This is a genomic window from Paracoccus sp. MA, assembly GCF_020990385.1.
Classification (GTDB): domain Bacteria; phylum Pseudomonadota; class Alphaproteobacteria; order Rhodobacterales; family Rhodobacteraceae; genus Paracoccus.
Genome location: NZ_CP087598.1, coordinates 2,010,706 through 2,037,382, shown reverse-complemented (window position 1 = coordinate 2,037,382; position 26,677 = coordinate 2,010,706). Strand labels below are relative to the sequence as shown.

Here is a 26,677-nt window from a genome sequence, read left to right as displayed (position 1 = left end):
TGGCGGGCGGGGGATGCCCCGCCCGTTCCCCAAGGGCCAAGGCGAGGCGCGCATGTTCTCCATCCCGGTCTTTCTTCAAAGTTTCGAACCGCTGTTCTGGGCGGCGCGCTATACGCTGCTGATCTCGGGCCTTGGCATCGCGCTGGGGCTGGTGATCGGCACGCTGATCTGTGCGGCGCGGCTGTCGCCCTATGCGGCCCTGCGCAACTTCGCCGCCATCTGGGTCAGCTTCCTGCGCGGCGTGCCGCTGCTGGTCCAGCTGCTGGTGTTCTATTACACGCTGCCGGTGATCGGCATCGACGTGCCCGCCATCTTCGCGGCGGTCGTCACCGTCGGCATCTGCGCCAGCGCCTATATCTCGGAGATCTGGCGCGGCGCCATCGCGGCGCTGCCCAGGGGCCAGACCGAGGCCGCCGTCGCCATCGGCATGACCCCGCGCGATGTCTGGATGCGGGTGATCCTGCCCCAGGCCTTCACCATGTCGCTGCCGGCGCTGGTCAACGAGCTGATCCTGCTGGTCAAGGCCAGCTCGCTGGTCTCGGTCGTCGGCATCCTGGAACTGACCCGCGCCAGCCAGGCCCAGGCCGCGACCACCTTCCGCCCGCTCGAGGTCTATATCGCCGCCGCCTGCATCTATCTGGCGATCAACCTCTGCCTTGCGGCGCTGGGACGTTACCTTGAACACAGGACGGCCGTCTGATGGAATGGAGCATCCTTGAACAATACGGCCCCGCCCTGCTGAGGGGCTTTGGCGTCACCGTGCTGTGCTGGGTTCTCGGCACCATCTTCGGCATGGCGCTGGGGCTGGTGATCGCGCTCATGCAACGCTACGGGCCGCGCTGGCTGGGCTGGATCATCCAGGCCTATATCGAGGTGATCCGCGGCACGCCCTTCCTGGTGCAGCTTTTCGTGCTGTATTACGGCGGCCCGCTGATCGGGCTGCGGCTGGACGCGCTGCCGGCGGGCCTGCTGGGCCTGACCCTCTACGGCAGCCCCTATTTCGCCGAGATCTTCCGCTCGGGCTTCCGCGCCGTGCCGCATGGCCAGATCGAGGCCGCCCGCGCCATCGGCATGGCCGAGCCGGCCATCGTGCGCCGCATCCTGCTGCCGCTGGGCCTGGTCTCGTCGCTGCCGGCGCTGGTCAACTTCTCGATCATCCTGACCAAGGAGACGGTGATCCTGTCGATCATCACCGTGCCCGAGCTGATGTATCAGGTCAGCCGCATGTCCACCGAGACCTTCCGCTATCTGGAGGCGAACCTGGTGCTGGCGCTGTTCTTCTGGGCGCTGGTCGAGACCATCTCGCGCATCGGCCGCCGGCTTGAGACGCGCATCACCAAACACCTGATCGAAAGGACCTGAGCCGATGCAGGCATCCGCCGTCGAGATCCGCAAGGTCAACAAGTATTACGGTCCCTTCCACGCGCTGAAGGACGTGGACCTGTCCATCCCGCCGGGCAAGGTGACCTGCCTGATCGGGCCCTCGGGCTCGGGCAAGTCCACGCTGCTGCGCTGCATCAACTTCCTCGAGGAATACGACTCAGGCGAGATCCGCATCGACGGCCAGCTGATCGGCTACGAGGCGCCGGGCCGCAAGATGGCGGGGCGCAAGCTGCGCGAGATGCGCCGCGCCATCGGCATGGTGTTCCAGCAGTTCAACCTGTGGCCGCACATGACCGCCAAGGAGAACGTGGCCGAGGGGCTGGTCCGCGTCCGCGGCCTGCCGAAAGCCGAGGCGGAAAAGCGTGCCGCCGAGGCGCTGGCCAAGGTCGGGCTGGCCGACAAGATGGGCAACCACCCCTCGCGCCTGTCGGGCGGCCAGCAGCAGCGCGTCGCCATCGCCCGCGCCATCGCCATGGAGCCGCGGCTGATGCTGTTCGACGAGCCGACCTCGGCGCTCGATCCCGAGCTGGTGGGCGAGGTGCTGAACGTGATGAAGGCGCTGGCGAATGAGGGGATGACCATGGTGGTGGTCACGCATGAGATGGGCTTCGCCGCCCATGTCGCCGACCAGGTCGCCTTCATGGAAAAGGGCGAGCTGGTGGCGGTGGACAGCCCGCAGGCCATCTTCCACGCGCCGAAGGACCAGCGCATCCAGAATTTCCTGCGCACCTATCACGAGCGCAACAGCTTCTGATGGCGGGCGGGGGCTCTGCCCCCGTCGCGTTCCGCGACTCCCCCGGGATATTTGGGCAAGAAAGAAGCGTGCCGGCGGGGGGTTGCGGCGGGGCGGCCGAGGCTTATCTGGAACGGGCAACAGCAAGGACCCCATTCATGCCCAAACCGAAGCTTTTCGAGCCGATCGCCATTGGCGGCCAGACCCTTGCGAACCGGATTGTCATCGCGCCGATGTGCATGTATTCGGCCGAGGACGGGCGGATGACCGACTGGCACCTGATCCATCTGGGCGCGCTGTCGCATTCCGGCGCGGCGATCCTGACCATCGAGGCCACCGCTGTCCTGCCCGAGGGCCGCATCTCCTATGCCGATGTCGGGTTGTGGGACGATGCGACCGAGGCGGCCATGGACCGGGTGCTGAAGGGCGTGCGGGCCTGGTCGGACATGCCCATCGCCATCCAGCTGGCCCATGCCGGGCGCAAGGCCTCGACCGCGAAGCCCTGGGAGGGCGGGGCGCAGATCGCCCCCGATGCGGCGCATGGCTGGCAGACCGTTTCGGCCTCGGCCCTGCCCTTCGCCGAGGGCGAGAACCCGCCCCTGGCGCTGGACCGCGCCGGGCTGGCGCGGGTGCGCGACGCCTTTGCCGAGGCGGCGCGCCGCTCGGTGCGGCTGGGGATCGACGCGATCCAGATCCATGCCGCGCATGGCTATCTGCTGCACCAGTTCCTGTCGCCGCTGTCCAACCGGCGCGAGGACGACTATGGCGGCAGCCCGGAAAACCGCATGCGCTTTCCGCTGGAGGTTTTCGAGGCGGTGCGGGACGCGGTGCCGCAAGGCTATCCGGTCACCATGCGCATCTCGGGCACGGACTGGGTCGAGGGCGGCTGGGACATCGAGGGCAGCATTGCCTTTTCGCAGGCGCTGGAGGCGCGGGGCTGCGCCGCCATCCATGTCAGCAGCGGCGGGCTGGATCCGCGCCAGCAGATCCCGGTCGGTCCCGGCTATCAGGTGCCGCTGGCCCGGGCGGTCAGGCAGGCCGTGGGCATCCCGGTCATCGCCGTGGGGCTGATCACCGAGCCCGAGCAGGCCGAAGCCATCGTCGCCACCGGCGATGCCGACATGATCGCGCTGGCCCGGACGGTGCTTTACGATCCGCGCTGGCCCTGGCACGCGGCGGCGAAGCTGGGTGCAAGCGTCACGGCGCCGCCGCAGTTCTGGCGCAGCCAGCCCTCGGGGCTGCGGGACCTGTTCCGCAAGTGACCGCGGCGCGGGCGCCGGCTTTCCCGCCGGTGCCGCCCCGGGTTCAGACCGCGGTGTCCTGCCGGTGCGGGTCGTTGCGGTCGAAGACCATCAGCCCGTCCTCGGGCACCTGCCGCTCGGTCCAGCGGGGGTCGCGCAGCGACTGTTCCGCGTCGCGCAGCCCGTCGCGCCAATGGTCCAGCATCGACAGGCGCGAGAACTCGTAATCCTTGGATGCGCTTTCGTAATCGGCATGGCGATAGATCAGGTGCATCAGGCTGACTGGATGGGCGGGGCCGGCCTCGATCAGCATGGCGAGGTCGGGGTCGTCGCGCAGCTCGACCGGCAGGCGGCCGTGCAGCCGGCGCGCGGCGCTGGCCAGCGCATGGCGGATGCGGAAATCGTCGGTGTTCAGCCGGGTGCGGCTGGAAAAGCGGATCTCGCGTTCGCGCTGCTCGACCTGGGCCATGTTGCGCGGCAGGATGTCGCGCGAGGGGTAGAGGTCCACCTGATAGATGCAGAGCGGCCGGTTGCTGGGCGTCGCCAGCACGAATTGCAGCGGCGAGTTCGACACCAGCCCGCCGTCCCAATATTGCCGGCCGTCGATCTCGACCGCGGGAAAGCCCGGCGGCAGCGCGCCCGAGGCCATGATGTGATCGACGGAGATGCGCGTCTCGCGGCTGTCGAAACAGGTGAAGTTGCCGGTCTCGACATCCACCGCGCCGACGGACAGGCGCGGGCCCTCGCCATTGAGATAGTCGAAATCGATCAGGTGCAGCAGCGTGTCCCGCAGCGGCGTGGTGTCATACCAGCTGGTCTGCCGCATCAGCCCGGGCAGGAACGAGAACATGTCCGGCATGCGCGGGCGGAAGAAGCCCGGCGCGCCCAGCATCGTGGTCAGAGCGGCGCGGCTTTCGTTGCAGAAGGCGCGCATCGGGTCGTGCAGCGGCCCGCCCTCGAAACAGGCGCCGAGCAGCCAGGGCGCGCCCGTCACCCCTTCCCAGAACTGGCGCAGCGCCGCGAGCCGCTGGCCGGGCCGGTTGCCGGCGATCAGCGCGGCGTTGATCGAGCCGATCGAGATGCCGGCCAGCCATTCCGGTTCCTGCCCCGCACGGCAAAGCGCCTCGTAGGCGCCGGCCTGAAACGCCCCCAGGGCCCCGCCGCCCTGAAGGACCAGAACAATTTTTTCCGGTGTTTCCTCGGATCTGTCCTTCATTTGCCCCTCGTTACGCATACAGTGATTCTTGTCACGCTATGCCCCGGGAATGAAAATTTCCATAACGGCCAATAAGACGAAAGAAAAAATCTCTCGAATTCGGGATTGGCGCGGGGGGTGACGTTGCGTCCGGCGCGGTGGCGGCTTCGGCGATTGCCACGGCGGCGGCAGCCGATATAGTGGGGCATGACACAGCCGGAGCCAGATGCCGACACGCGCATGACCGATGCCCCTTCCGACCGGCGCAGCCCGCTGCGCCCGCGCCACCTTCCGGCATTGCCCTGACCCGAGCGAGCTCCCTTCGATGTGGATCGAAATCCTTGTTGTTTTTGTCCTGACCCTGCTGAACGGGCTTCTGGCCATGTCCGAGCTGGCCATCGTCTCGGCCCGCCCGGCGCGGCTGAAGGTGCTGGCCGAGCGCGGCGACCGGGGTGCCGCCACCGCCTTGCAGCTGGGCGAGGATCCGGGGCGCTTCCTGTCCTCGGTCCAGATCGGCATCACGCTGGTCGGCGTGCTGTCCGGGGCCTTTTCCGGTGCGACGCTGGGGGCGCGGCTGGCGGCGGCGCTGCCGGGCTGGGGCGTGCCGGCCTCGCTGGCGCAGCCGCTCGGCATGGGCGGCGTGGTGGTGGCGATCACCTATCTGTCGCTGATCGTGGGCGAACTGGTGCCCAAGCAGCTGGCGCTGAAGGCGCCCGAGCGGGTCGCTGCCCGGGTCGCGCCGCTGATGCACGCCATCTCGCGCGGGGCGGCGCCGCTGGTCTGGCTGCTCGACCGGTCCGGCAAGCTGGTGCTGGCGGCGCTGGGGCAATCGGGCCAGGACCGCCAGACCATCAGCGACGAGGAGATCAAGCTGGTCATCTCGGAGGCCGAGACGGCCGGTGTCATGCATCGCGCCGAGACCGAGATGATCGCCGGCGTCATGCGCATCGCCGACCGCAGCGCGCGCGGGCTGATGACGCCCCGGCGCGACATCGAGGCGATCGATGTCGGCGACAGCTGGGAGGAGATGGCGCGCAAGTTCCGCGACAGTCGCCGCACCCGCCTGCCGGTCAGCGACGGCGATCCGAACAACCTGATCGGGGTGATCGCCAGCGTGGACCTGATGTCGCAGAGCCGGGCCGAGGCGGTGGACCTGCGCGAGGTCATGCAGCCCGCCCCGATCATCCCCGAGACCATGGACGCGCCCGAGGTCATCAGCCGGCTGCGCGCCGCGCCTGGGCAGATGCTGCTGGTCTATGACGAATACGGCCATTTCGAGGGCGTGGTGACGCCCATGGACGTGCTGGAGGCGATCACCGGCGAATTCGCCGGCTTTTCCGACGACGAGCCGAAGCTGGTCGAGCGCGAGGACGGCAGCCTGCTGGTCGCCGGCTGGATGCCGGTCGACGAATTCGCCGACCGCCTTTCGCTGCCGCTGGACGAGGATCACGACTTCTCCACCGTGGCCGGGCTGGTGCTGGACCTGGCCGGGCGGCTGCCGCAGGCCGGCGACCGCGTGGACTGGCAGGGCTGGCGCATCGAGGTGGTGGACATGGACGGCCGCCGCATCGACAAGCTGCTGGTGCAGCGCCAGCCGGGCTGATCTCGCCCCACCGGTCCGCCCCGGTCCGCGGCTCCGGCTTTCCCGGCCCGGGCGCCGGTTTAGAATCGGTGCTTGTGATTGCCCTACACGGTGATAATCAGGAATTATGAACTTCACCCTGCGCCAGATCACCTATTTTCTTGCCGTCGCGCGGCTGGGCAATTTCGGCCGCGCCGCCGAGACGGTGCATGTCTCGCAGCCGGGCCTGTCGAGCCAGATCGCCCAGCTCGAGGCCCGGCTGGGCGGGGCGCTGTTCGAGCGCGGGGCCGGGGCAGGGCCGGTGCGGCTGACCGCGCTGGGAGAGCGGCTCTTGCCGGTGGCGCAAGAGTTGATCGACACCGCCAAGCGGCTGGACGCGCTGGCGCGGGCCGGCCGCTCGGCGCTGTCGGGGCGGCTGCGGCTGGCGATCATCCCGACGGTCGCGCCCTATCTGATCCCGCATCTGGTGCCGGCGCTGCGCGACCGCCATCCCGCGCTGGACCTGGAACTGCACGAGGTGGTGACCGACGATCTGGTCGCGGGCGTGCTGAGCCACCGTTTCGATGCGGGGATCATGGCCCTGCCCGCGGGCGAGGCCGGGATCGAGGCCGAGCCGGTGCTGCGCGACGCCTTTCTGATCGCGCTGTCCGAGGATGATACGACCTTCCTGTCCGGTCCCGCCCGCCCGGAAAGCATCGAGGCCGAGCGGCTGCTGCTGCTGGCCGACGGTCATTGTCTGCGCGATCAGGCGCTGGAGGTCTGCGGCATGCGCAGCCCGCGCCGCAAGCTGAACCTCGAAGCGGCCTCGATGGCGACGCTGATGCGGATGGTGGCCAGCGGCATGGGCATGACGCTGATCCCGCGGCTGGCGCTGGCCGACGAGAACCGCGACGGGCGGCTGCGCATCGTGCCCTTTGCCGAGCCCGCGCCCTCGCGCGATCTGGCGGTGGTCTGGCGGCGCAATGCCGAGGCGGGAACGGATGCCAGGGCGCTGGCCGCGGTGGTGCGCGGCCTCGCGCCGGTGCTGGGGGTCGAGCCGATCGCCTTGCCCGGCCCGGAATGAGCCGGCATCGGCCGGTCAGCGCAACACGATCTTGACCGGCAGCACCAGCGCGGTGGTCTTGCCCGAGGGCGGGGCCGGCATGCGCGGCATGCTCGATGCCTGCCGGCTCAGTGCCGCGTCGATCCTGGCGTCGCCGGTCGAGTTGGCCAGCTGCGCCCCGGCCACGCGGCCGCTGGGATCGACGCTGAAACGCACCGTGACGGTCACCGAGGCGCCGCGGCCGGTGAAGCGGGTGCGCTGCATGTGCCGCGCCACGGCGGCCTGCACCTTGGACTGCCAGTTGGCCACCTGCCGCGGGCTGGGCGTGCCCGCCTGGGTCTGCGGCGCGGCGGTGCGTTCGGATTGCGGTGCCCGGACCTGGGTCGCGGCCTGGCGGGAGGGCTGCTGCTCGGGGGCCTTTTCCTTCTTCTCGCGCTTTTTCGGTTCGGGCTGCTTTTCCACCACCTTCGGCTCGGGCTCCGGCTCGCGCTCGGGGCGTTCCGGCGGGCGCTCGGATTTCTGCAGCACCACCGCGTCGGGTGGCGGCGGGAACAGCGAATTCATGTCCGCGAGCGGCTCGAGCTCCTGCAGCGGCGGCATGGCGAGCTCGGGTTCGGGCTCCGGTTCCGGCTCTGGCTCCGGCTCTGGTTCGGGCTCCGGCTCGGTTTCGGCCATCTCGGGCATCTCGAACTCGTCCTCGGGCGCGGCGGCTTCGGGCATCGGTGCCAGATCGACGAAGACCGGGTCGGGCAGGCCCGGCGGCGCGGCGGCCTCGGCGCGCTGCATGATCCACAGCCCGCCGCCCAGATGCGCGGCCAGCACCACCACTGCGGCGGTGCCCCAGAGCGCGCCTTCGCGCAGGGCGGGAGAGGGGGTCCAGCTCATGGCGTCGCGGCTCCTCCGCTTGCCGGGGTGGAGGCGGTCTGCGTCGGCGCCCCGGCGCCGGCCGCGGCTGACTCGGCGGGCGGCGCGGCCTCCAGCCCGACCAGCGCGATCTTCAGATAGCCGGTCTCGCGCAGGGTGTTCATCACCCCCATCAGGTCGCCATAGGACACGTCGCGGTCCGCACGCAGGAAGATGCGCTCCTCGCGGTTGTTCTCGGTGGCGGCGGCCAGCGCCGCGCCCAGCCCGCCGGCGGGGACGTCCTCATTGCCGATGGCCAGCGTCAGGTCGGGCTTGACCGTGACATAGACCGGCTGGTCGGGCCGTTTGGCGGGGGTCGCGTTCGACACGGGCAGGTCCACGTTCACATCCACCGTGGCCAGCGGCGCCGCCACCATGAAGATGATCAGCAGCACCAGCATGACGTCAATGAAGGGGGTGACGTTGATCTCGTGGTTCTCGACCAGATCGTCGCCTTGGGTCTCGCGGATGCCGCCGGCCATGGTTCAGACCTCCGCGCGCCGGGGGCCGCGGAAATCGAGGTCGCGGCTGACAAGGCGCTTGACCCCGGCGGCGGCATTGGCCAGCCGCAGCCGGTAGCCGGTGATGGCGCGGGCGAAGACGTTGTAGATCACCACGGCCGGGATGGCGGCGACCAGGCCGAGGGCGGTGGCCAGCAGCGCCTCGGCGATGCCCGGCGCCACGACGGCCAGGTTGGTGGTCTGCGCCTGCGAGATGCCGATGAAGCTGTTCATGATGCCCCAGACGGTGCCGAACAGGCCGACGAAGGGCGCGGTCGAGCCGATGGTGGCCAGCACGCCGGTGCCCCGGCTCATGCGGCGGCCGGCGATGGCCTCGATGCGGTCCAGATGCGAATCGACGCGTTCCTTGACGCCGGCGTCGCCGGCCTGCTCCAGGGCCGGGACCGAGCGGTCGTATTCGGCGGCGGCGGCGCGGATCATGCGCGAGACCGGGTCGCGGCGGTTGCCGGCCGAGGCCAGCGCGGCGGGCAGGCTGGCCGCGTCCTCGATGCGGCGGATGCCGGATTGCGCGCGGTTCGTGGCGCCCATCAGTTCCAGCATCTTGGCGACCAGGACGGTCCAGGTCACGACCGAGGCGAAGGCCAGCCCGATCATCACCGCCTTCACCACCCAGTCGGCGGCCAGGAACATGCCCATCGGCGACAGGTCATGCGGCAGGTTCGGATCGCGCTCGGCCGGGGTCAGCATGTCCTGCACCGATTGCGGCAGCAGGCCCGAGCCGATGGGCTGGGCCTCGCTCGCCGGGGGGGCCTGGGCTTCGGTCGCTGCCGCCGGAGCGGTCGCAGGCGCCGCCGGGACGAGATCAGCGGCTGGAGCGGTCTGGCCGCCGGCGGCTTCCGGCGTGGTCGCGGCCGGTGCGGGCGCCTCTGCGGCGGGGGTCGAGGCCGCCGGCGCTGCGGGTTCAGGCGCTGCGGGTTCAGGCGCGGCGGGGCTGGCCGGACCGGGGGACTCCGGCGCCGCCGTCTGGGGCGCGGCCGCTTCGGGCGCAGCGGTTTCCGGGGTGGCGGTTCCCGACGGGGCGGTTTCCGGCGCGGCGGGGCTGGCCGGCTGGGTCTGGACCTGCGGTGCCGGGCCGGGCTGGCTGTCGGGGGCGCTTTCCTGCGCCGAGAGCGGCATGCCGAGCAGCAGGCAGGTCAATGCGACGGCGGTCCCCGCGCGGTGGCGCGGCAGCGACAGGTGAGTCATGGCGATCCTTGTAGTTCCGGCATTCGGTCCGTCCGCATCTTGCTGGGGCGTGGCACATGGCAAAGGGCGTGCCGCCGACCCTTTGGCCGCGGTTCGAGGTTCGTATCGATCACCAAGGTAAAATTGTCAACTATTCCTCGGGCGGTCCGCCGGGCTTTCTGCCGACCAGTAGGCCGCCAGATGGCTGCGGGCCTTGTCGTGGCCCAGTTCCTGCAAGAGCAGGGCGCGCAGGGCGGCGATGCCGGATTTTTCTGCCGCCATCCACAGATAGCTGTCGCGGGGCGGCGGTTCGGCCCGCAGCAGCGCGCCGAGGGCCGCGGTCCCGCCCGGCAGGTGGCGCAGGCGGAAGCCCTTTGGCCGGGGCAGGGGGTAGTCGGCGCGGGCGCCGAGCAGGAACACCTCGCCGTCCGCCTTGCCTGCCTGCGATTCGAGGATGCGGGCAAGGGCGGGATAGGCGGTCTCGTCCCCGGCCAGGACCAGCCGCCCGGCCTGCGGGATGCCGCCGCCGCTGGGACCGGCGAGGCCGAGGCGCTGGCCGGGCCGGGCGCGGCGCGCCCAGGCCGCCGCCCGGCCGCCGGCATGGTCGAAGATGTCCAGGTCGAGCCAGCCGGCTTCGGCATCGATGCGGCGCACGGTATAGACCGGCCGGTGCAGCGCCTTGTCGCCCCTGGGCCAGACGATCTGGCCGCTGGCGCCGATATGCGGCCATTCCGGCGCCGCGTCCCCGGGCCGGGGCAGCACCAGCCGGAAATGCATCGAATCCGCGCCGGCGAGCCGGTGCAGGTCGGGCGCGGCCAGTCGCAGGCGCAGGAAATCGGGGCAGAGCGGTTCGGCGCCCACGACGCGGGCCAGGCTGAAATTGTCGGGCAGCCGGCCCGCATCCCCGGCCGAGGGCCAGCGCAACGCCGCCGCCGCGGCCGGCAGGTGCTGCGCCAGATGGTCCGAGATCGCCTGCTGCATCGCGCCCAGCCATTCGGCGCGATGCGCCCGGGCAAAGACCAGCACGCCGTCGCCGCGCTTGCGGGCGCCGAACTCGCCCATCCCGACCTCGCACCAGATCGAGCGGCCGTGACCGGTATGCAGGTCCAGCCCGTGTTCCCGGGCCTTGTCTCGGATCAGCCGCTCGATGGGCGCGAAGTCCTGGCCGGGCAGCAGGGATTCGGACTGGAACTCGGGCAGGGGGGTGATGCGCATCGGTCGCCTTTCGTGCCTTACCCCGGAAAGGTCGGGGATCCGGCCCGGCGCTTCAAGGCGGTTCAGGCCAGCCGGGCGATTTCGGCCGCCGCCGCCTCCAGCGCGCCCGGGCCGTGCGGGATGGCCAGCGCGGTCATCCCGGCCTCGATCGCCGCCAGCACGCCCAGCAGCTGATGGGCATTGGCATGGCCCATATGGGCGATGCGCAGCGCGTTGTCGGGATTGGGCGCGCCAAGGCCGATGCCCAGCGTCACCCCCGTCCTGGCCGCGGTCCATTCGCGCAGCGCGCTGGCATTCGTCAGGCGGGCCGCGGTGACCGAGCGGGCGCGGCCGGCGGGATCGCCGATCAGCGGGCCGATGCCGGGATGGCCGGCGCCCCAGCGGTCCAGCGCCGCCCAGGTGGCCCGCGCCAGTCCGTCGTGCCGGGCCCAGGCGGCGGGCAGGGTCTCCTCGTCCAGCAGCATGCGCAGCGCCTCGTTCAGACCGAAGATGTGCTGGACCGGCGGCGTGCCGCCCCAGAACTGCCACAGCTCCTGCGCCTCGGCGCGCGGGGTCCAGTCCCAATAGGGCGTGGCAAGGCCGCTGCGTCCCCGCGCCTTGACCCGGTCCGAGAACCAGACGAAGGCCAGCCCCGGCGGCACCATCAGCCCCTTCTGGCTGGCCGCGACCAGCAGGTCGACGCCCCATTCGTCCATCCGCATCGGCTCGCAGCCCAGCGAGGCGATGGCATCGACGGCCAGGAAGGCCGGATGGCCGCCCATGGCCGCGCGCAGGGCGGGAATGTCGGCGCGGGCCGAGCTTGCGGTATCGACCTGGCAGACCAGCACCGCGCGGATCCGCCCTTCGCGGTCCTGCGCCAGCCGGTCGGCCAGCCGCTGCGGGTCGGGGGGCGCGAGGCCGAAATCCAGCTCCTCGACCTCGATCCCCAGCGCCCGGGCCGAGGCGGCCCAGCTGCGGCCGAAATGGCCCGAGACCAGCGCCAGGGCCCGTTCGCCCCGGTCGAGCAGGTTGACATTCGCCGCCTCCCAGCCGGCATGGCCGTTGCCGATATAGGGCGCGACATGGCCCGCGGTGCCGGCCAGCCGTTTCAGCCCGGCGATCATGGCCTGATTCTCGGCCGCCAGATCCGGGCCGTAGATATCGGGCGAGGGGCGGTGCATGGCGCGCAGCACGCGGTCGGGGACGGGCGAGGGGCCGGGAATGGCAAGGACGGCGGCGCCTTGGGCAAAGCTCATGGAGGATGCCTTTCTGATGACCCGCCATCGGTAGGACGGCCCCTGCGCGAGGTCAACGGGGCGCGCGCGGGCCGGGCGAGGCGGCGGTGCCGGGGCCGGCCCGCACGGTCGCAGGAGTATTTGGAAAACGGTGAAGCGCAAGGGCAGGGGCAGGCGGCCGAGGCATCGATGGCGGCGAAGGCGGCGAGGACGGCGGCGGGGGTGGCGGGCAGGGGAGGGCGGCGGGTTGCCCCCGCGCGGCTTGCGGCTTATCCCTTGGCCGGACCGAATTCCCGGGGGCGCGATGGCGGACAGGATTCACAGGACGGCCAATCTGTTCGCCCGCATGTGGCGCGACTATCTGCATCCCTATTCCGGGCGCATCCTGCTGGCGCTGCTGTTCCTGATCGTCGAGGGCTCGACCCTGGGCCTGCTCAGCTGGATGCTGAAGCCGCTGTTCGACCGGGTCTTCGTCGGCGGCGACACCGATGCGATCTGGTGGGTGGGCGGCGCGATCTTCGCGCTGTTCCTGATCCGCGCCGCGACCTTCGTCATCAACCGCAGCCTGATGACCTCGGTCTCGCTGGCGGTTTCGACCACGATGCAGAGCGACATGCTGCGCCATATCATGGTGCTGGACAGCGGCTTCTTCCAGCAGAACCCGCCCGGCGCGCTGATCGAGCGGGTGCAGGGCGATTCCATCGCCGTGCAGGGTGTGTGGTCCACCTTCATCTCGGGCGCGGGGCGGGACATGGTGTCGCTGGTGTCGCTGTTCGCGGTGGCGCTGGCCGTGGACCCGTGGTGGACCATGGCGGCGCTGGTCGGCGCGCCGCTGCTGATCCTCCCCACCGTGCTGGTGCAGCGCTACATCCGGCGCAAGATGCGGCAGAACCGCGTCAATGCCAGCCAGCGCGCCACCCGGCTGGACGAGGTGCTGCACGGCATCAACGCCGTCAAGCTGAACCGCATGGAGGATTACCAGGCCAGCCGCTTTTCCCAGATCGTCGCCCGCATCCGCCAGGCCGAGGTCAAGATGTCCGGCATCGGCGCCACCGTGCCGGCGCTGGTCGATGTGGTGACCGGGCTGGGCTTCGTCGGCGTGCTGGCGCTTGGCGGGGCCGAGGTGACGCGGGGTGAGCGCACGGTCGGCGATTTCATGTCCTTCTTCACCGCCATGGCGCTGGCCTTTCAGCCGCTGCGCCGGCTGGGGGCCTTGACCGGCACCTGGCAGATCGCGGCGGCGAGCCTGGAGCGCATCTACGCGGTGCTGGACATGCGGCCGGCCATCACCTCGGGCCCGCGGCGCGAGCCGCCGCCCGACACCACGATCCGCTTTGAGGACGTGCGGCTGGCCTATGACGACCACCCGGTGCTGAACGGGCTGAGCTTTACCGCCGAGGCGGGCCAGACCACGGCGCTGGTCGGGCCGTCGGGGGCGGGGAAATCCACCGTCTTCAACCTGCTGACCCGGCTGATCGATCCCGAATCGGGGCAGATCACCCTGGGCGGCGTGGCCTTGCGGGATTATGACCTGGGGGTGCTGCGCGACCAGTTCTCGACCGTCAGCCAGGATGCGGCGCTGTTCGACGAGACGCTGCGCGAGAACATCCTGCTGGGCCGCGAGCAGGACGACGAGGCGCTGCGCCGCGCCATCGTCGCCGCCCATGTCGCGGATTTCACCGATGCGCTGCCCCTGGGGCTGGACACGCCGGCCGGGCCGCGCGGCTCGGCCCTGTCGGGCGGGCAGCGCCAGCGCGTGGCCATTGCCCGCGCCGTGCTGCGCAACGCGCCGATCCTGCTTCTGGACGAGGCGACCAGCGCGCTGGACGCGCAAAGCGAACGGCTGGTGCAGCAGGCGCTGGACGAGCTTTCCGCGGGGCGCACCACGCTGGTCATCGCGCACAGGCTCTCGACCGTGCGGCAGGCGGACAAGATCGTGGTGATGGATCAGGGCAGGGTTGTCGAGGAGGGCGATCACGACCAGCTTATGGCCCGGGGCGGCGCCTATGCGGCCCTGGTCAAACTGCAATTCGGAGAGACGTGATGCGGCGCATTCTGGCGGTCTCGGGCGAGGATCGGGTCGAGTTCCTGCAGGGGCTGGTGACGAACAAGGTGGGCGAGGTGCCGGCCTGGGCGGCGCTCTTGACGCCGCAGGGCAAGTATCTGGCCGATTTCCTGGTGGTGCCGGACGGCGGGCGGCTGCTGGTCGATGTCGATGCGCGGCTGGCCGACGACCTGCTCCGGCGGCTGTCGATGTACAAGCTGCGCTCGAAGGTCGCGCTGGAGCCGACCGACCTGACCGTCGCCCGCGGCATCGGCGAGATGCCCGATGCCGCCATCGCCGACCCCCGGCATCCGGCGCTTGGCTGGCGGCTTTATGGCGGGCAGGGCGACGACGGTACCGACTGGGATGCCATCCGGGTCGCGCATTGCATCCCCGAAACCCTGATCGAGCTGATCCCGAACGAGACCTTCATCCTGGAAGCCGGGTTCGAGCGCCTGCATGGCGTCGATTTCCGCAAGGGCTGCTATGTCGGGCAGGAGGTCACGGCGCGGATGAAGCACAAGACCGAACTGCGCAAGGGGCTGGTGACGGTCGGGATCGAGGGCGCCGCACCCGTCGGCACGCCGATCCTGATGGCGGACGGGCGCGAGGCAGGCACGCTCTTCACCCAGTCCGGCGGGCGCGCCATCGCCCATATGCGCTTCGACCGCATGGGCCCCTTTTCTGACGGGGGTGGGCTGACGGCGGGGGGCGCCCGCATCATCCCATGACGACCGGGCCGGCCGGGGAGCGCGTCCGCCGCATCGTGCATGTGGACATGGACGCCTTCTATGCCTCGGTCGAGCAGCGCGACAATCCCGAGCTGCGCGGGCGTCCGGTCGCGGTGGGGGGCATCCAGCGCGGCGTGGTGGCGGCGGCCAGCTACGAGGCGCGCCGCTTCGGCGTGCGCTCGGCCATGCCCTCGATGCGGGCGATGCGGCTTTGCCCGGCCCTGATCTTCGTGAAGCCGCGCTTCGACGTCTATCGCGCCGTCAGCCAGCAGGTGCGGGCGATCTTTGCCGAATACACCCCGCTGGTCGAGCCGCTGTCGCTGGACGAGGCCTATCTGGACCTGACCGACCATCTCGACGGCCGCACCGCGACCCGCATCGCGCAAGAGATCCGGGCGCGCATCCGGCAGGCGACCGGGCTAACCGCCTCGGCCGGGGTCAGCTACAACAAGTTCCTGGCCAAGCTGGCCTCGGACCAGCGCAAGCCGGACGGGCTGTTCGTGATCCCGCCCGAGGCCGGGGCGGAATTCGTGCAAAGCCTCCCCATCGGCCGCTTTCACGGCATCGGCCCGGCCACGGCGGCGCGGATGGAGGCGCATGGCATCCTGACCGGCGCCGACCTGGCCCGGCAGAGCCTGGAATTCCTGTCCGCGCGCTTCGGCAAGTCGGGCAGCTATTACTGGAACATCGCCCGCGGCATCGACCATCGCGAGGTCAAGCCGAACCGCATCCGCAAGAGCATCGGCGCCGAGAACACCTATTTCGAGGACCTGCGCGACCTGGCCGCCGCGCATGAGGCGCTGGCCGAGCTGGCCGAGAAGGTCTGGCGCCATGCCGCGAATGCGGGCCGCGCCGGGCGGACGGTGACGCTGAAGGTGAAATACGGCGATTTCCGCCAGATCACCCGCGCCCGGTCCCTGCCGCGCCCGGTCGAAAGCCGCGACGAGATGCTGGAGATGGCCTGCGAATTGCTGGCCCCGGTCTTTGCCGATCCGCATGGCGTGCGGCTCTTGGGCATCACCCTGTCGGGGCTGGAGGAGGCGCGGCAGGACGAGCCGCCGCGCCAGCTGGGCCTGTTCGATCAGGCGTAAAGGTTGATGACGCCGACCTTCTGGTGGATGCCGTTCACCGTCTCCTTGTCGAGGCCGAGGCCCTGCGCCAGCGTGTGCAGGTATTCGGCCTCCTTGCGGTTGTCGAGTTCGATGGCCATCAGAGACATCAGATAGACCTGCGGCCCGAAGCCCTCCGGCACCTCGCGGGCCAGGGCGGCGGCATCGACCGGCGCGGCCATCTGCTCGCGGATGAAGGCGCGCTCCTCGTCGTCCAGCTCGCCGAACTGGTCCATCAGCTTGGCCTTTTCATTCTCGTCGATCTCGCCGTCGGATTTCGCGGCCTGGATCATCGCCTTCAGCATCAGCCCGGCCAGCGCGTTCTGTTCCGGCGTGGGCGCGGTCGAGGGCTCGTCGCCGCTGGCCAGCGCCTCGTTGAAAAGTTCGCCGAAGCTGGCGTCGTTCTGCGGCTGGGCATCCTTCTGCGCCAAGCCGCCGGCGCCTGGCTGGGGCTGCCCGGGTGCCTGCTGCGCCTGCGCGCCGCGTCCGCCCAGCAGATCGCCCAGCATCCCGCCAAGGCCCCCGGCGGCCGCGCCGCCCAGGACACCGCCCGAGCCGGAACCGCCGCGCGAGCCCGTCAGCTGGTCGAGCAATCCGCCCAGCCCGCCTTGCGCCGCGCCGGTGTGGCGGGGCGAGTTCGGCCCGCCATAGGCGGTGCCGCCGCCCGAGCGTCCGCCCAGCACCTGGCCGAGCATGTCGCCCAGCCCGCCAGAGCCGGCCGATCGATTGCCGGCCCCGCCGGTATTGCTGCCGAACAGCTCGTCGAGCAGCCCGCCAGACCCCCGTCCCCCGGCGGATTGCGGCCGGTTCTGGGCGTTCTTCATCATGGTTCCGATCCCCTTGGCCAGCATCACGCCGGCCGCGACGCGGGCGAGGGATTTCATCAGGCTCATCTCGTTCCTCCGAAAGCGTTGCGGGGCCGCCGGGCCGGGCAGCCTTCTTTGCGCAATTCCAACGTATTCGTCCGGTTCCGGTTCCATCGCCACAGCGCCGCGGCAAAGGCCCGGGCGCCCTTGATTTTTCCCCGGCACGATTATAAGTCGCGGCGGATGTTTCACGACGGGGGCTGTCGCGCGGGTGGCCCCCCCGATAGGAGGCCATGATGGCAAAGGCAAAGTTTGAACGGACGAAACCGCACGTCAACATCGGGACGATCGGTCACGTTGACCACGGCAAGACGACGCTGACGGCTGCGATCACCAAGTATTTTGGTGAATTCAAGGCCTATGACCAGATCGACGGCGCCCCCGAGGAGCGTGCGCGTGGCATCACGATCTCGACCGCGCATGTGGAATACGAATCGGAGAACCGGCACTACGCCCACGTGGACTGCCCCGGCCACGCGGACTACGTGAAGAACATGATCACGGGCGCGGCGCAGATGGATGGCGCGATCCTGGTGGTGAACGCGGCCGACGGCCCGATGCCGCAGACGCGCGAGCACATCCTGCTGGGCCGCCAGGTCGGCATCCCCTACATGGTCGTCTACCTGAACAAGGTCGACCAGGTGGACGATCCGGAGCTGCTGGAACTGGTCGAGATGGAAGTGCGCGAGCTGCTGTCGTCCTATGACTATCCCGGCGACGACATCCCGATCATCAAGGGCTCGGCGCTGGCGGCGCTGGAAGGCCGCGACAAGGAGATCGGCGAGGATTCGATCCGGGCGCTGATCGCCGCCGTGGACGAATACATCCCGACGCCCGAGCGCGCGGTTGACCAGCCGTTCCTGATGCCGATCGAGGACGTGTTCTCGATCTCGGGCCGGGGCACGGTGGTGACCGGCCGCGTCGAGCGCGGTGCGGTGAACGTGGGCGACGAGCTTGAGATCGTCGGCATCCGCCCGACGAAGAAGACCACCTGCACCGGGGTGGAGATGTTCCGCAAGCTCCTGGACCGCGGCGAGGCCGGCGACAACATCGGCGCGCTGCTGCGCGGCGTGGAGCGCGACGGGGTGGAGCGCGGCCAGGTGCTGGCGAAGCCCGGCTCGGTGACGCCGCATACCGAGTTCGAGGCCGAAGCCTATATCCTGACCAAGGAAGAGGGCGGCCGGCACACGCCGTTCTTCGCGAACTATCGTCCGCAGTTCTATTTCCGGACCACGGACGTGACCGGGACGGTTCGTCTGCCCGAGGGCACCGAGATGGTGATGCCGGGCGACAACCTGAAGTTCACGGTGGAGCTGATCGCGCCGATCGCGATGGAAGAGAAGCTGCGCTTCGCGATCCGCGAGGGCGGCCGCACGGTCGGCGCCGGCGTGGTGTCGAAGATCCTGAAGTGACGGGCTGGTCCGCGGCGGCCGGGTGGCGGGGCGCAGGCCCGCGCTGCCTTGCGCCGCGGGCTTTGCGCTCCGGGACCGTCATCGGGTGATCCCTGCCGGGATATCGCGATGAGGAAGGCCGCTCCGCGAGGGGCGGCCTTTGCCGTCTGGGGCGGCGCGGGCTTTCCGGGGCTCTGCCCCGGACCCCGGGATATTTGCGCAAGAAAGAAGGGCGCGGGGGGCGGCCCAGGGCGGGGCGCGCGGGCGGGTGCCGGGGCGCGGTTTTTCATGCTATCCTTTCGTCAGCAGGAAGGGAGAGGGCGATGAACGAACGCAGGAAGGCTTCCGATTTTCATCCGCGTATCTTGGAGATCTTTGACGGCTATGTGCATGGCCGGATCGGCAAGCGCGATTTCATGCTGCAGGCGGCGCAATTCGCCACCGCGGGCATGACCGCTGCCGCGATCTTCGAGGCGCTGAGGCCAAATTACGCCTTGGCCCAGCAGGTGCCGCCCGACGACCCCGCCATCCGCACCGAGACGGCGAGCTATGACAGTCCCAAGGGCAACGGCCGCATCAGCGGGCTGATGGCGCGGCCGGCCGAGGCGCAGGGCAAGCTGCCCGCCGTGCTGGTGGTGCACGAAAATCGCGGGCTCAACCCCTATATCGAGGATGTGGTGCGCCGGCTCGGCAAGGCGGGCTACCTGGCCTTCGGACCGGACGGGCTGAGCCCGCTGGGCGGCTATCCGGGCAATGACGACGAGGGGCGCGAGATGCAGGCCAGCCTCGACCCGGCCAAGCTGATGGAGGATTTCTTCGCCGCCCACGAGTTCCTGCGCGACCATGCCGATGCCACCGGCAAGGTCGGTGCGGTCGGGTTTTGCTATGGCGGCGGGGTCTGCAACGCGCTGGCGGTGGCCTATCCCGAACTGGCTGCCTCGGTCCCCTTCTACGGCCGCCAGCCCCGGCCCGAGGAAGCGGCGCAGATCCAGGCGCCGCTGATGCTGCATTATGCCGAGAACGACGAGGGCGTGAACGAGGGCTGGCCCGCCTACGAGGCTGCGCTGCAGGAACACGGCAAGGAATACCAGGTCTTTTTCTATCCTGGCACCCAGCACGGTTTCCACAACGACACCACGCCGCGCTACGACGAGGCGGCGGCGGAACTTGCCTGGCAGCGGACGCTGGATTTCTTTGCCGAAAAGCTCTCCTGACGCGAACTGTCAGCAGGTCGGGGCGATGCTTGCCGGGAAAGGAGATTTCGCATGATCGACCATATCGGATTTCCCGTTTCGGACCTGGCCCGCTCGCGCGCCTTCTACGACCGGGCCCTGGCGCCCCTGGGCATCGAGCTGCTGATGGAGGTGACCGAAGAGATGACCGGCGGCCATGGCGCGCATTTGGGCTATGGCCGCGAGGGCAAGCCGTTCTTCTGGATCGGCAGCGGCAGACCGGCCGTCACCGGCACCCATGTCGCCTTTGCCGCGGCCGACCGGGCCATGGTGGACGCCTTTCATGCCTCCGCGCTGGCCGCGGGGGCACGCGACAACGGCGCGCCGGGGCTGCGGCCGGAATACCATCCCGGCTATTACGGCGCCTTCGTGCTCGACCCCGACGGCAACAATATCGAGGCGGTCCATCACGGAGACCCGGCATGACCCTCTATCGCGGCTCCTGCTTCTGCGGCGCCGTCCGCTTCGAGGCCGAGGGCGACCTGTCGCAGGGCACTATGCGCTGCAATTGCAGCTTCTGCCGCAAAATGCGCTATTGGGAGATGCGCCTGCCCGACCCCGAGGGATTCCGCATCACCCACGGCACCGGGATGCTGGCCGAAACTCCGCGCCGGCAGCGGGACGGGGTGGACATGCACCACATGTTCTGCGCCCGCTGCGGCACCCGCCTCTGGACCGAGGGCGATATCGAGGAAATGGGCGGCCGCTTCGTCCAGGTCTGCGTCAGCGCGCTGGACGATGTGCCCGAGGCCGAGTTGATCGCCGCCCCGGTCTTCCATGCCGACGGGGCGCATGACGCCTGGTGGAACCCGGCACCCGAGACCCGGCACCTGTAACCCGACCGCGCTGCCGGCAAGGGCCGAATGCACCTTCTCTGTTTTCCAAATACCCCGGGGGAGCCCCGCAGGGGCGGGGGCAGAGCCCCCCGGCTCACGCGCGCCCGGGCCCGACCGCCGCCCCGGTTGCCTCGGAGGCGAAATCCGGCTATGGTGCCTGCCGCAGCAGAGGAGAACGGTGTCATGGACAACTCGCAGATCTGACCTTTCACGGACGGATTGAAGAGGATTCCCATGACTGCCCACTTCCTTGATGCGGCTTCGCCCCATCCCATGCGCTTTCCCGACGGCACCCTGAACCGGGGGCTGGTGCATCTGAACCGGGTGATCGACCATCCGAATATCGAAATCGGCGATTTCACCTATGCCAGCAGCTTCGACCCGCCGGACGACTGGGCGGCGCGGCTGGCGCCCTATACCTATGCCGGCGCGCCCGAGCGGCTGGTGATCGGACGGTTCTGCCAGATCGCCGACCGGGTGCGGATCGTCACCGCCTCGGCCAATCATCCGATGGCCGGGATCTCGACCTATCCCTTCGCGATCTTCGACCATGCGCGGGTCGGCGATTACATCGACCAGATCAGCGGCCTGCCGGATACGGTGATCGGCCACGATGTCTGGATCGGCGACGGCGCCACCATCCTGCCGGGCGCGCGGATCGGCAGCGGCGCCGTTATCGGCGCGGGTGCGGTGGTCGGCGGCGTGGTGCCGGATTACGCCGTGGTCGCGGGCAATCCCGGCCGTGTCATAAGGATGCGCTTCGACGATGCCACCATCGCCCGGCTCATGGCGCTGCAATGGTGGCATTGGCCGCCGGAGCGGATCGCCGGCGCCACCGCCGCGCTGGCCCGTGCCGATGTCGCGGCGCTTGAGAAACTGGCCGCCTGAGGCGGCCGGACGAAACGAACCGGGCGAGGGCCCGGGCTGATGCGAATGAGGTCCGACATGTTCAGCTGGTTCGAGCGCCGGCTTGATCCCTATCCCGCCGATCCGCCGCGCATGCCGCCGCAGGGGTTGTGGCGGTTCATCCTGCATTTCTCGCGCGGGGCCGAGGGCTACATGCTGTCCATGGCCGCCTGCTCGGCCATGATCGCCGTGGCCGAGGTGGTGCTGTTCGGCTATCTGGGCGAGTTGGTGAACCGGCTGGCCGGGGCCGACCGCGAGAATTTCTGGGCGGTCGAGGGCAATCGGCTGATCCTGATGGGCGCGATCCTGGTGATCGGCCTGCCGCTGCTGCAGGTGCTGTTCTCGCTCTTGATGCACCAGACGCTGATGGGCAATTTCCCTCAGCGCATCCGCTGGCAGGCGCATCGCTACCTGCTGCGCCAGTCGATGAGCTATTTCCAGGATGAGTTCGCCGGACGCATCGCCACCAAGCTGATGCAGACCGCCCTGGCGGTGCGCGAAGTGGCGATGAAGTTCATGGACGTATTGACCTATGTCTGCGTCTATTTCATCGGTGCGCTGGTGCTGGCGGCCTCGACCGACGGTTGGCTGGCATTGCCCTTTGCCGGCTGGGGCATCCTTTACGGGCTTCTGCTGTGGTGGCTGATCCCGCGCATTGGCCGCATCAGCGAGGCGCAGGCCGATGCCCGTGCGGTGATGACCGGCCGGGTGGTGGACAGCTATACCAACATCTCGACGGTGAAGCTGTTCTCGCACAGCTCGCGCGAGGAAGCTTACGTGCGCGAGAGCATGGACGGGTTCCTGCAGACCGTACACGGGCAGATGCGGCTGGCCTCGATCCAGAACATCCTGCTGTCCACGCTGAACTCGCTCTTGACCTTTTCGGTCACGGTGCTGGGCCTGTGGCTGTGGGTCGGCGGCAAGATCGAGGTCGGCGCGGTCGCCGTGGCGGTCCCGCTGGCGCTGCGGCTGGGCAACATGTCGCATTGGATCATGTGGGAATTCGCCACGCTTTTCGAGAATATCGGCACGGTGCGCGACGGCATCGGCTCGCTGTCCTTGCCGCGCATGGTGACGGATGCGCGCGGCGCCCGCCCGCTTTCGGTGCCCGAGGGACGGGTCGAGTTCGACCGCGTGACCTTCCGCTATGGCGAGGCGGCGCGGCCCGGCCGCGGCGCGGTGCTGGACGACCTGTCGCTGACCATCGCGCCGGGCGAGCGGATCGGGTTGGTCGGGCGTTCGGGCGCCGGGAAGTCGACGCTGGTGAATCTGATGCTGCGCTTCCACGACCTGGAATCGGGCCGCATCCTGATCGACGGCCAGGACATCGCGCAGGTCACGCAGGAAAGCCTGCGTGCCGCCATCGGGGTGGTGACGCAGGACACCTCGCTCTTGCACCGCTCGATCCGCGACAATATCGCCTATGGCCGGCCGGACGCGTCCGAGGCCGAGATCCTGCGCGCCGCCGAGCTGGCCGAGGCGGATTTCATCGCTGGCCTGACCGATTCGCAGGGCCGGCGCGGCCTCGACGCCCATGTCGGCGAGCGCGGGGTCAAGCTGTCGGGCGGCCAGCGCCAGCGCATCGCCATCGCGCGGGTGCTGCTGAAGGACGCGCCGATCCTGGTTCTGGACGAGGCGACCAGCGCGCTGGACAGCGAGGTCGAGGCGGCGATCCAGTCGCAGCTCGACATGCTGATGCAGGGCAAGACGGTGATCGCCATCGCGCACCGGCTTTCCACCATCGCCCGCATGGACCGGCTGGTGGTGATGGAGCGGGGCCGTATCGTCGAGCAGGGCACGCATGAGGCGCTGCTGGCGCAGGGCGGCATCTATGCCGGGCTTTGGGCGCGGCAGTCGGGCGGGTTTCTTGAGGCCGAATGATCTTCCCTCTTGAACCGCGCCCGGACCTGCCGTAATCAGCAGCGCGGCCTAGGGGTATAGCTCAGTTGGTAGAGCATCGGTCTCCAAAACCGAGGGTCGGGGGTTCGAGTCCCTCTGCCCCTGCCAGCCGCATCCGGCCAGCCTTCGCGGTCCGGACCGCACCAGTCCCGTCCAGAATCGTCCGGCCATGGCCCTGACCCTTCATCTGGGGGCGCACAAGACCGCCTCGACGCATCTGCAGGTCTCGCTGCGCCTGGCGCGGCACGAATTGCGCGCGGGCGGGGTCTTTTATGCCGATCCGGGCGTGCTGCGCCATGACGGTCTGCCGCTGGTCCGGGCCCTGACGCATGGCGGCCGGGCGGCGCGGGTCGCCTCCGAAAGGCTGGCCGAGGCCCGGGCCTGCTATCCCGAGCTCCTGCTTTCCGACGAAAACATCCTGGGAGGCACCCATCGCAGCTGCCTGTTCAGCCGCCGGGGCATGATCTATCCCGGCGTGCGGGCGCGGTTGCGGCGCTGCCTGGCGCTGGCCGGGGGCGGGCCGGCGGTGCTGTGCCTGTCGGTGCGCGATCCGGCGCAGTTCAACGTCTCGGCCTTCGCCCTGCAGCTTGCGCTTGGCAACGAGATCGAGATCGACGCCTATCTGCAGGGCCGCGACCCCGCCGCCCTGAGCTGGAGCGGGCTGGCGCAGCGCCTGGCCTCGGTCCCCGGCGTGGCGCGGCTGCTGGTCTGGCGCTACGAGGATTATCCCGCGCTGCGGCCGCGCCTGCTGGCGCGGATCCTGCCGCCGGGGTTGGCGGCGCTTGTGCCCGAGCCGCCGCCCTCGAACGAGAGCCTGACCCAGCCGGGCTACGAATGGTTCCTGCGCCGCGCCATGGCCGACAGCGAGGCCGACCTGCGTGTGCTGGCCAACCGGGCGCGGCTGCGCTTTCGCCGCGCCGACGGCCATGCCGCCCTGCGGCTGCTGCCGGAGGCGGATTACCGGCGCTCGGCCGTCGCCTATGCCGAGGATCTGCGGCAGCTGCGCGCGCTGCCGGGGGTCGAGTTTCTGGAACCCTGACGCCCCGCGGCCAGATCGGTGCTTGAAATGCCGGTCGGCGCAGGCTATCTGACCCGCTGCAAGACCGAAGGGAAACCCATGGCCAACCCCGTCCAGTTCATCAGCCAGGTCCGCGCCGAACTCGGCAAGATCACCTGGCCCACCCGCCGCGAGGTGGTGACGACCACCATCATGGTCTTCATCATGGCGGCGCTGGCCTCGATCTTTTTCTTCCTCGTCGATCTGCTGATCAAGACCGGCCTCTCGGCCGTGATCCATCTGGTCGGCAGCTGAGGGCTTGCATTGCAGGGCGCGGGGCGGTATGTCCGCCCGACCTGCCCGTGACGCGGCGTGCATCGATTCGGTCGTGCGCGCCGATTTCAATTTGGCCGGAGCTTGCCGCGATTGCGCGCGATCCGGTTGGGGTAGACAAGGAATTCAATGGGTTGGCCATGGCTGACCCGGAAGGCAACAGGGGTCGATCGAGACATGGCAAAGCGTTGGTATTCGGTCAGCGTCCTGTCGAACTTTGAAAAGAAGGTCGCCGAGGCGATTCGCCAGGCCGTGGTCGAGAAAGGTCTCGAGGACCAGATCGACGAGGTGCTGGTCCCGACCGAGGAAGTGATCGAGATCCGCCGCGGCAAGAAGGTCACGTCCGAGCGCCGCTTCATGCCCGGCTATGTGCTGGTGCGCATGGAGCTGTCGGATCAGACCTACCACCTGGTGAACTCGATCAACCGCGTCACCGGCTTCCTGGGCGCCCAGGGCAAGCCGATGCCGATGCGCGACGACGAGGTGAACGCGATCCTGCATCGCACCGGCGAGGGTGGGGCCGAGGTGGCGCCGCGCAACCTGATCCGGTTCGACGTGGGCGAGAAGGTGAACGTGACCGACGGGCCCTTCGAGGGCTTCTCGGGCATGGTCGAGGAAGTGGACGAGGCCGCGAACCGCATCAAGGTCACGGTGTCCATCTTCGGCCGTCCGACGCCGGTGGAACTGGAATTCACGCAGGTCGCCAAGACCGCGTGATCGTCGCGGGAGGCTGCGCCGCCGGGAACGGACCCGGGGCAAGGCCGCACCGCTAAGTCGGCCCGAAGCCCGTCAGGGGCGGGGCGTGATGATAAGGAGAAGGCCAGATGGCCAAGAAAGTTGTCGGCAGCCTCAAGCTGCAAATCAAGGCGGGTCAGGCGAACCCGTCCCCGCCCGTCGGCCCGGCCCTGGGTCAGCGCGGCATCAACATCATGGAATTCTGCAAGGCGTTCAACGCCAAGACGCAGGAGATGGAACAGGGTGCCCCGGTTCCGGTCGTGATCACCTATTACGCCGACAAGTCCTTCACCTTCGAGACCAAGACCCCCCCGGCCTCGTTCCTGCTGAAGAAAGCCGCCGGCCTGAAGCCGGTCGGCAAGCGCAACCGCGCCAAGGGTTCGGAAAAGCCCGGCCGTCAGGTCGCCGGCACCGTGACCGCCAAGCAGGTGCGCGAGATCGCCGAAGCCAAGATGAAGGACCTGTCCGCGAACGACGTGGAAGCCGCGATGCAGATCATCCTCGGCTCGGCGCGTTCGATCGGCATCGAGGTGAAAGGCTAAGCCATGGCTAAACTGTCGAAAAAGCAAGCCGCCGCCCGCGAAGCCTTTGCCGGCAAGGTGAACCTCTCGGTCGAGGACGCCGTCAAGCTGGTCAAGGACAACGCCACCGCGAAGTTCGACGAGACCGTCGAGATCGCGATGAACCTGGGCGTCGATCCGCGTCACGCCGACCAGATGGTCCGCGGCGTGGTCACCCTGCCCAACGGCACCGGCAAGCATGTGCGCGTCGCCGTCTTCGCCCGTGGTCCCAAGGCTGACGAAGCCAAGGCCGCCGGCGCCGAGATCGTCGGTGCGGAAGACCTGCTGGAGGCCATCCAGTCCGGCAAGATCGAATTCGATCGCTGCATCGCCACCCCGGACATGATGCCGCTGGTCGGCCGTCTGGGCAAGATCCTGGGCCCGCGCAACCTGATGCCGAACCCCAAGGTCGGCACGGTGACCATGGACGTGAAAGCGGCCGTGGAAGCTGCCAAGGGCGGCGAAGTCCAGTTCAAGGCCGAGAAGGCGGGCGTGGTCCATGCCGGCGTCGGCAAGGCCTCGTTCGACGCCGAGAAGCTGGCCCAGAACATCCGCGCCTTCGTGGACGCGGTGAACCGGGCCAAGCCCTCGGGCGCGAAGGGCACCTATGTGAAGAAGGTCTCGATCAGCTCGACCATGGGTCCGGGCGTGTCGCTGGACCTGTCTTCGGCTGTCGCGCAGTAAGCGCGCAAGAATTTCGCCGGCGTCCTTGCGGGGCCGGCGGATGGCGGGGCAGCAATGCCCCGTCCTGTCCGAGACGGAGGGTGCCGACCCGATACGCTATCTGGCCGGCTTAATCGTCCTTCCTGAGATGGGATCAAGACCATTTTCCGGGCCTCGCTCCG

At 69.4% G+C, this 26,677-nt stretch carries 26 protein-coding genes, 1 tRNA gene and 2 pseudogenes; 22 read left to right on the top strand and 7 right to left on the bottom strand.

Annotated elements, in window-relative coordinates; all coding sequences use genetic code 11:
- Positions 1-52: 52 nt before the first annotated feature.
- The 4 genes from LOS78_RS17175 to LOS78_RS17160 all read left to right on the top strand — a co-directional run bounded on the left by LOS78_RS17175 (position 53) and on the right by LOS78_RS17160 (position 3,378).
- Positions 53-700 carry an amino acid ABC transporter permease gene (locus tag LOS78_RS17175; protein ID WP_230377584.1) on the top strand — a complete coding sequence of 216 codons (648 nt, stop codon included), beginning with the start codon at positions 53-55 and terminating at the stop codon, positions 698-700.
- Positions 700-1,362, top strand: a complete 663-nt coding sequence (locus tag LOS78_RS17170) for an amino acid ABC transporter permease (RefSeq protein ID WP_028714085.1) — start codon at positions 700-702, stop codon at positions 1,360-1,362. The genes LOS78_RS17175 and LOS78_RS17170 overlap by 1 nt, the downstream gene beginning before the upstream one ends.
- 4 nt (positions 1,363-1,366) lie before the next feature.
- On the top strand, positions 1,367-2,137 hold the full coding sequence (locus LOS78_RS17165; protein ID WP_230377583.1) for an amino acid ABC transporter ATP-binding protein: 771 nt from the start codon (positions 1,367-1,369) through the stop codon (positions 2,135-2,137).
- A gap of 137 nt (positions 2,138-2,274) precedes the next feature.
- The gene (locus LOS78_RS17160) at positions 2,275-3,378 is read left to right on the top strand and encodes an NADH:flavin oxidoreductase/NADH oxidase (RefSeq protein WP_230377582.1); all 1,104 of its coding nucleotides are present in this window, start codon (positions 2,275-2,277) and stop codon (positions 3,376-3,378) included.
- A gap of 43 nt (positions 3,379-3,421) precedes the next feature.
- Here LOS78_RS17160 and LOS78_RS17155 read toward each other — a convergent pair whose 3' ends face one another.
- The gene (locus LOS78_RS17155) at positions 3,422-4,573 is read right to left on the bottom strand and encodes a patatin-like phospholipase family protein (protein ID WP_028714082.1); all 1,152 of its coding nucleotides are present in this window, start codon (positions 4,571-4,573) and stop codon (positions 3,422-3,424) included.
- 304 nt (positions 4,574-4,877) lie between these two features.
- Here LOS78_RS17155 and LOS78_RS17150 point away from each other — a divergent pair, with 304 nt between their 5' ends.
- Positions 4,878-6,155: a hemolysin family protein gene (locus tag LOS78_RS17150; RefSeq protein ID WP_028714081.1), complete on the top strand. Its 1,278-nt coding sequence runs from the start codon at positions 4,878-4,880 to the stop codon at positions 6,153-6,155.
- A 106-nt stretch (positions 6,156-6,261) separates the two neighbouring features.
- Entirely contained in the window at positions 6,262-7,197 is a 936-nt protein-coding gene (locus tag LOS78_RS17145; RefSeq protein WP_036698892.1) for a hydrogen peroxide-inducible genes activator, read from the top strand.
- A 15-nt stretch (positions 7,198-7,212) separates the two neighbouring features.
- Here the strand turns inward: LOS78_RS17145 and LOS78_RS17140 are convergent, their stop codons facing one another.
- The 5 genes from LOS78_RS17140 to LOS78_RS17120 form a co-directional block, all read right to left on the bottom strand.
- On the bottom strand, positions 7,213-8,061 hold the full coding sequence (locus tag LOS78_RS17140; protein WP_230377581.1) for an energy transducer TonB: 849 nt from the start codon (positions 8,059-8,061) through the stop codon (positions 7,213-7,215).
- Complete coding sequence (gene exbD / locus LOS78_RS17135) at positions 8,058-8,561, bottom strand: TonB system transport protein ExbD (RefSeq protein WP_028714079.1); 504 nt, start codon at positions 8,559-8,561, stop codon at positions 8,058-8,060. The genes LOS78_RS17140 and exbD overlap by 4 nt, the downstream gene beginning before the upstream one ends.
- 3 nt (positions 8,562-8,564) lie before the next feature.
- Positions 8,565-9,785: a tonB-system energizer ExbB gene (exbB, locus tag LOS78_RS17130; RefSeq protein ID WP_230377580.1), complete on the bottom strand. Its 1,221-nt coding sequence runs from the start codon at positions 9,783-9,785 to the stop codon at positions 8,565-8,567.
- 126 nt (positions 9,786-9,911) lie between these two features.
- Positions 9,912-10,979, bottom strand: a complete 1,068-nt coding sequence (locus LOS78_RS17125; protein WP_230377579.1) for a siderophore-interacting protein — start codon at positions 10,977-10,979, stop codon at positions 9,912-9,914.
- A 62-nt stretch (positions 10,980-11,041) separates the two neighbouring features.
- Positions 11,042-12,214 (bottom strand): alanine--glyoxylate aminotransferase family protein, encoded by a 1,173-nt coding sequence (locus LOS78_RS17120; RefSeq protein ID WP_230377578.1) that lies wholly within the window; start codon positions 12,212-12,214, stop codon positions 11,042-11,044.
- 283 nt (positions 12,215-12,497) lie between these two features.
- Here LOS78_RS17120 and LOS78_RS17115 point away from each other — a divergent pair, with 283 nt between their 5' ends.
- The 3 genes from LOS78_RS17115 to dinB are packed head-to-tail and all read left to right on the top strand — an operon-like array spanning position 12,498 to position 16,059.
- Positions 12,498-14,237 carry an ABC transporter ATP-binding protein gene (locus LOS78_RS17115; protein WP_230377577.1) on the top strand — a complete coding sequence of 580 codons (1,740 nt, stop codon included), beginning with the start codon at positions 12,498-12,500 and terminating at the stop codon, positions 14,235-14,237.
- Positions 14,237-14,968: a folate-binding protein YgfZ gene (locus LOS78_RS17110; RefSeq protein WP_230377576.1), complete on the top strand. Its 732-nt coding sequence runs from the start codon at positions 14,237-14,239 to the stop codon at positions 14,966-14,968. The genes LOS78_RS17115 and LOS78_RS17110 overlap by 1 nt, the downstream gene beginning before the upstream one ends.
- On the top strand, positions 14,965-16,059 hold the full coding sequence (gene dinB / locus LOS78_RS17105) for a DNA polymerase IV (RefSeq protein ID WP_230377575.1): 1,095 nt from the start codon (positions 14,965-14,967) through the stop codon (positions 16,057-16,059). Before LOS78_RS17110 ends, dinB begins: the two co-directional genes overlap by 4 nt.
- Here dinB and LOS78_RS17100 read toward each other — a convergent pair.
- Complete coding sequence (locus LOS78_RS17100; protein WP_230377574.1) at positions 16,050-16,970, bottom strand: DUF533 domain-containing protein; 921 nt, start codon at positions 16,968-16,970, stop codon at positions 16,050-16,052. The two genes, dinB and LOS78_RS17100, sit on opposite strands and share 10 nt — an antisense overlap.
- Positions 16,971-17,179: 209 nt before the next feature.
- Between LOS78_RS17100 and tuf the strand changes: the two genes are divergently transcribed.
- The 13 genes and pseudogenes from tuf to rplA all read left to right on the top strand — a co-directional run bounded on the left by tuf (position 17,180) and on the right by rplA (position 26,516).
- Positions 17,180-18,355, top strand: coding sequence for an elongation factor Tu (tuf, locus tag LOS78_RS17095; protein ID WP_028713575.1), 1,176 nt, complete (start codon positions 17,180-17,182; stop codon positions 18,353-18,355).
- Between the two features lie 302 nt (positions 18,356-18,657).
- Positions 18,658-19,548 (top strand): YghX family hydrolase, encoded by an 891-nt coding sequence (yghX, locus tag LOS78_RS17090; protein WP_230377573.1) that lies wholly within the window; start codon positions 18,658-18,660, stop codon positions 19,546-19,548.
- 51 nt (positions 19,549-19,599) lie between these two features.
- Positions 19,600-19,992 carry a VOC family protein gene (locus LOS78_RS17085; protein ID WP_230377572.1) on the top strand — a complete coding sequence of 131 codons (393 nt, stop codon included), beginning with the start codon at positions 19,600-19,602 and terminating at the stop codon, positions 19,990-19,992.
- Positions 19,989-20,402, top strand: coding sequence for a GFA family protein (locus tag LOS78_RS17080; RefSeq protein ID WP_230377571.1), 414 nt, complete (start codon positions 19,989-19,991; stop codon positions 20,400-20,402). The genes LOS78_RS17085 and LOS78_RS17080 overlap by 4 nt, the downstream gene beginning before the upstream one ends.
- Before the next feature lie 234 nt (positions 20,403-20,636).
- Positions 20,637-21,290 (top strand): CatB-related O-acetyltransferase, encoded by a 654-nt coding sequence (locus tag LOS78_RS17075; RefSeq protein WP_230377570.1) that lies wholly within the window; start codon positions 20,637-20,639, stop codon positions 21,288-21,290.
- Between the two features lie 39 nt (positions 21,291-21,329).
- Positions 21,330-22,196: pseudogene (locus LOS78_RS22155) on the top strand (ABC transporter transmembrane domain-containing protein); the annotation flags it as partial.
- Positions 22,197-22,472: 276 nt separating this feature from the next.
- A pseudogene (locus tag LOS78_RS22150) lies at positions 22,473-23,189 on the top strand (ABC transporter ATP-binding protein); the annotation flags it as partial.
- 50 nt (positions 23,190-23,239) lie between these two features.
- Positions 23,240-23,315: transfer RNA gene (locus tag LOS78_RS17065), tRNA-Trp, on the top strand.
- 61 nt (positions 23,316-23,376) lie between these two features.
- A complete protein-coding gene (locus LOS78_RS17060) occupies positions 23,377-24,246 on the top strand; it encodes a hypothetical protein (RefSeq protein ID WP_028717470.1) in 870 nt (289 codons plus the stop codon).
- A gap of 78 nt (positions 24,247-24,324) precedes the next feature.
- Positions 24,325-24,519 (top strand): preprotein translocase subunit SecE, encoded by a 195-nt coding sequence (secE, locus tag LOS78_RS17055; RefSeq protein WP_028714483.1) that lies wholly within the window; start codon positions 24,325-24,327, stop codon positions 24,517-24,519.
- Positions 24,520-24,714: 195 nt separating this feature from the next.
- Positions 24,715-25,254, top strand: a complete 540-nt coding sequence (gene nusG, locus LOS78_RS17050; RefSeq protein ID WP_028714484.1) for a transcription termination/antitermination protein NusG — start codon at positions 24,715-24,717, stop codon at positions 25,252-25,254.
- A 107-nt stretch (positions 25,255-25,361) separates the two neighbouring features.
- On the top strand, positions 25,362-25,814 hold the full coding sequence (gene rplK, locus LOS78_RS17045; protein WP_028714485.1) for a 50S ribosomal protein L11: 453 nt from the start codon (positions 25,362-25,364) through the stop codon (positions 25,812-25,814).
- Between the two features lie 3 nt (positions 25,815-25,817).
- The gene (gene rplA, locus LOS78_RS17040) at positions 25,818-26,516 is read left to right on the top strand and encodes a 50S ribosomal protein L1 (RefSeq protein WP_230377569.1); all 699 of its coding nucleotides are present in this window, start codon (positions 25,818-25,820) and stop codon (positions 26,514-26,516) included.
- Positions 26,517-26,677 lie beyond the last annotated feature (161 nt).

Bases quoted from the DNA above. Each gene is read 5' to 3' on its own strand.
- LOS78_RS17175 (WP_230377584.1), top strand. From the start codon at position 53: ATGTTCTCCATCCCGGTCTTTCTTCAAAGTTTCGAACCGCTGTTCTGG.
- LOS78_RS17170 (WP_028714085.1), top strand. From the start codon at position 700: ATGGAATGGAGCATCCTTGAACAATACGGCCCCGCCCTGCTGAGGGGC.
- LOS78_RS17165 (WP_230377583.1), top strand. From the start codon at position 1,367: ATGCAGGCATCCGCCGTCGAGATCCGCAAGGTCAACAAGTATTACGGT.
- LOS78_RS17160 (WP_230377582.1), top strand. From the start codon at position 2,275: ATGCCCAAACCGAAGCTTTTCGAGCCGATCGCCATTGGCGGCCAGACC.
- LOS78_RS17155 (WP_028714082.1), bottom strand. From the start codon at position 4,573: ATGAAGGACAGATCCGAGGAAACACCGGAAAAAATTGTTCTGGTCCTT.
- LOS78_RS17150 (WP_028714081.1), top strand. From the start codon at position 4,878: ATGTGGATCGAAATCCTTGTTGTTTTTGTCCTGACCCTGCTGAACGGG.
- LOS78_RS17145 (WP_036698892.1), top strand. From the start codon at position 6,262: ATGAACTTCACCCTGCGCCAGATCACCTATTTTCTTGCCGTCGCGCGG.
- LOS78_RS17140 (WP_230377581.1), bottom strand. From the start codon at position 8,061: ATGAGCTGGACCCCCTCTCCCGCCCTGCGCGAAGGCGCGCTCTGGGGC.
- exbD (WP_028714079.1), bottom strand. From the start codon at position 8,561: ATGGCCGGCGGCATCCGCGAGACCCAAGGCGACGATCTGGTCGAGAAC.
- exbB (WP_230377580.1), bottom strand. From the start codon at position 9,785: ATGACTCACCTGTCGCTGCCGCGCCACCGCGCGGGGACCGCCGTCGCA.
- LOS78_RS17125 (WP_230377579.1), bottom strand. From the start codon at position 10,979: ATGCGCATCACCCCCCTGCCCGAGTTCCAGTCCGAATCCCTGCTGCCC.
- LOS78_RS17120 (WP_230377578.1), bottom strand. From the start codon at position 12,214: ATGAGCTTTGCCCAAGGCGCCGCCGTCCTTGCCATTCCCGGCCCCTCG.
- LOS78_RS17115 (WP_230377577.1), top strand. From the start codon at position 12,498: ATGGCGGACAGGATTCACAGGACGGCCAATCTGTTCGCCCGCATGTGG.
- LOS78_RS17110 (WP_230377576.1), top strand. From the start codon at position 14,237: ATGCGGCGCATTCTGGCGGTCTCGGGCGAGGATCGGGTCGAGTTCCTG.
- dinB (WP_230377575.1), top strand. From the start codon at position 14,965: ATGACGACCGGGCCGGCCGGGGAGCGCGTCCGCCGCATCGTGCATGTG.
- LOS78_RS17100 (WP_230377574.1), bottom strand. From the start codon at position 16,970: ATGAGCCTGATGAAATCCCTCGCCCGCGTCGCGGCCGGCGTGATGCTG.
- tuf (WP_028713575.1), top strand. From the start codon at position 17,180: ATGGCAAAGGCAAAGTTTGAACGGACGAAACCGCACGTCAACATCGGG.
- yghX (WP_230377573.1), top strand. From the start codon at position 18,658: ATGAACGAACGCAGGAAGGCTTCCGATTTTCATCCGCGTATCTTGGAG.
- LOS78_RS17085 (WP_230377572.1), top strand. From the start codon at position 19,600: ATGATCGACCATATCGGATTTCCCGTTTCGGACCTGGCCCGCTCGCGC.
- LOS78_RS17080 (WP_230377571.1), top strand. From the start codon at position 19,989: ATGACCCTCTATCGCGGCTCCTGCTTCTGCGGCGCCGTCCGCTTCGAG.
- LOS78_RS17075 (WP_230377570.1), top strand. From the start codon at position 20,637: ATGACTGCCCACTTCCTTGATGCGGCTTCGCCCCATCCCATGCGCTTT.
- LOS78_RS17060 (WP_028717470.1), top strand. From the start codon at position 23,377: ATGGCCCTGACCCTTCATCTGGGGGCGCACAAGACCGCCTCGACGCAT.
- secE (WP_028714483.1), top strand. From the start codon at position 24,325: ATGGCCAACCCCGTCCAGTTCATCAGCCAGGTCCGCGCCGAACTCGGC.
- nusG (WP_028714484.1), top strand. From the start codon at position 24,715: ATGGCAAAGCGTTGGTATTCGGTCAGCGTCCTGTCGAACTTTGAAAAG.
- rplK (WP_028714485.1), top strand. From the start codon at position 25,362: ATGGCCAAGAAAGTTGTCGGCAGCCTCAAGCTGCAAATCAAGGCGGGT.
- rplA (WP_230377569.1), top strand. From the start codon at position 25,818: ATGGCTAAACTGTCGAAAAAGCAAGCCGCCGCCCGCGAAGCCTTTGCC.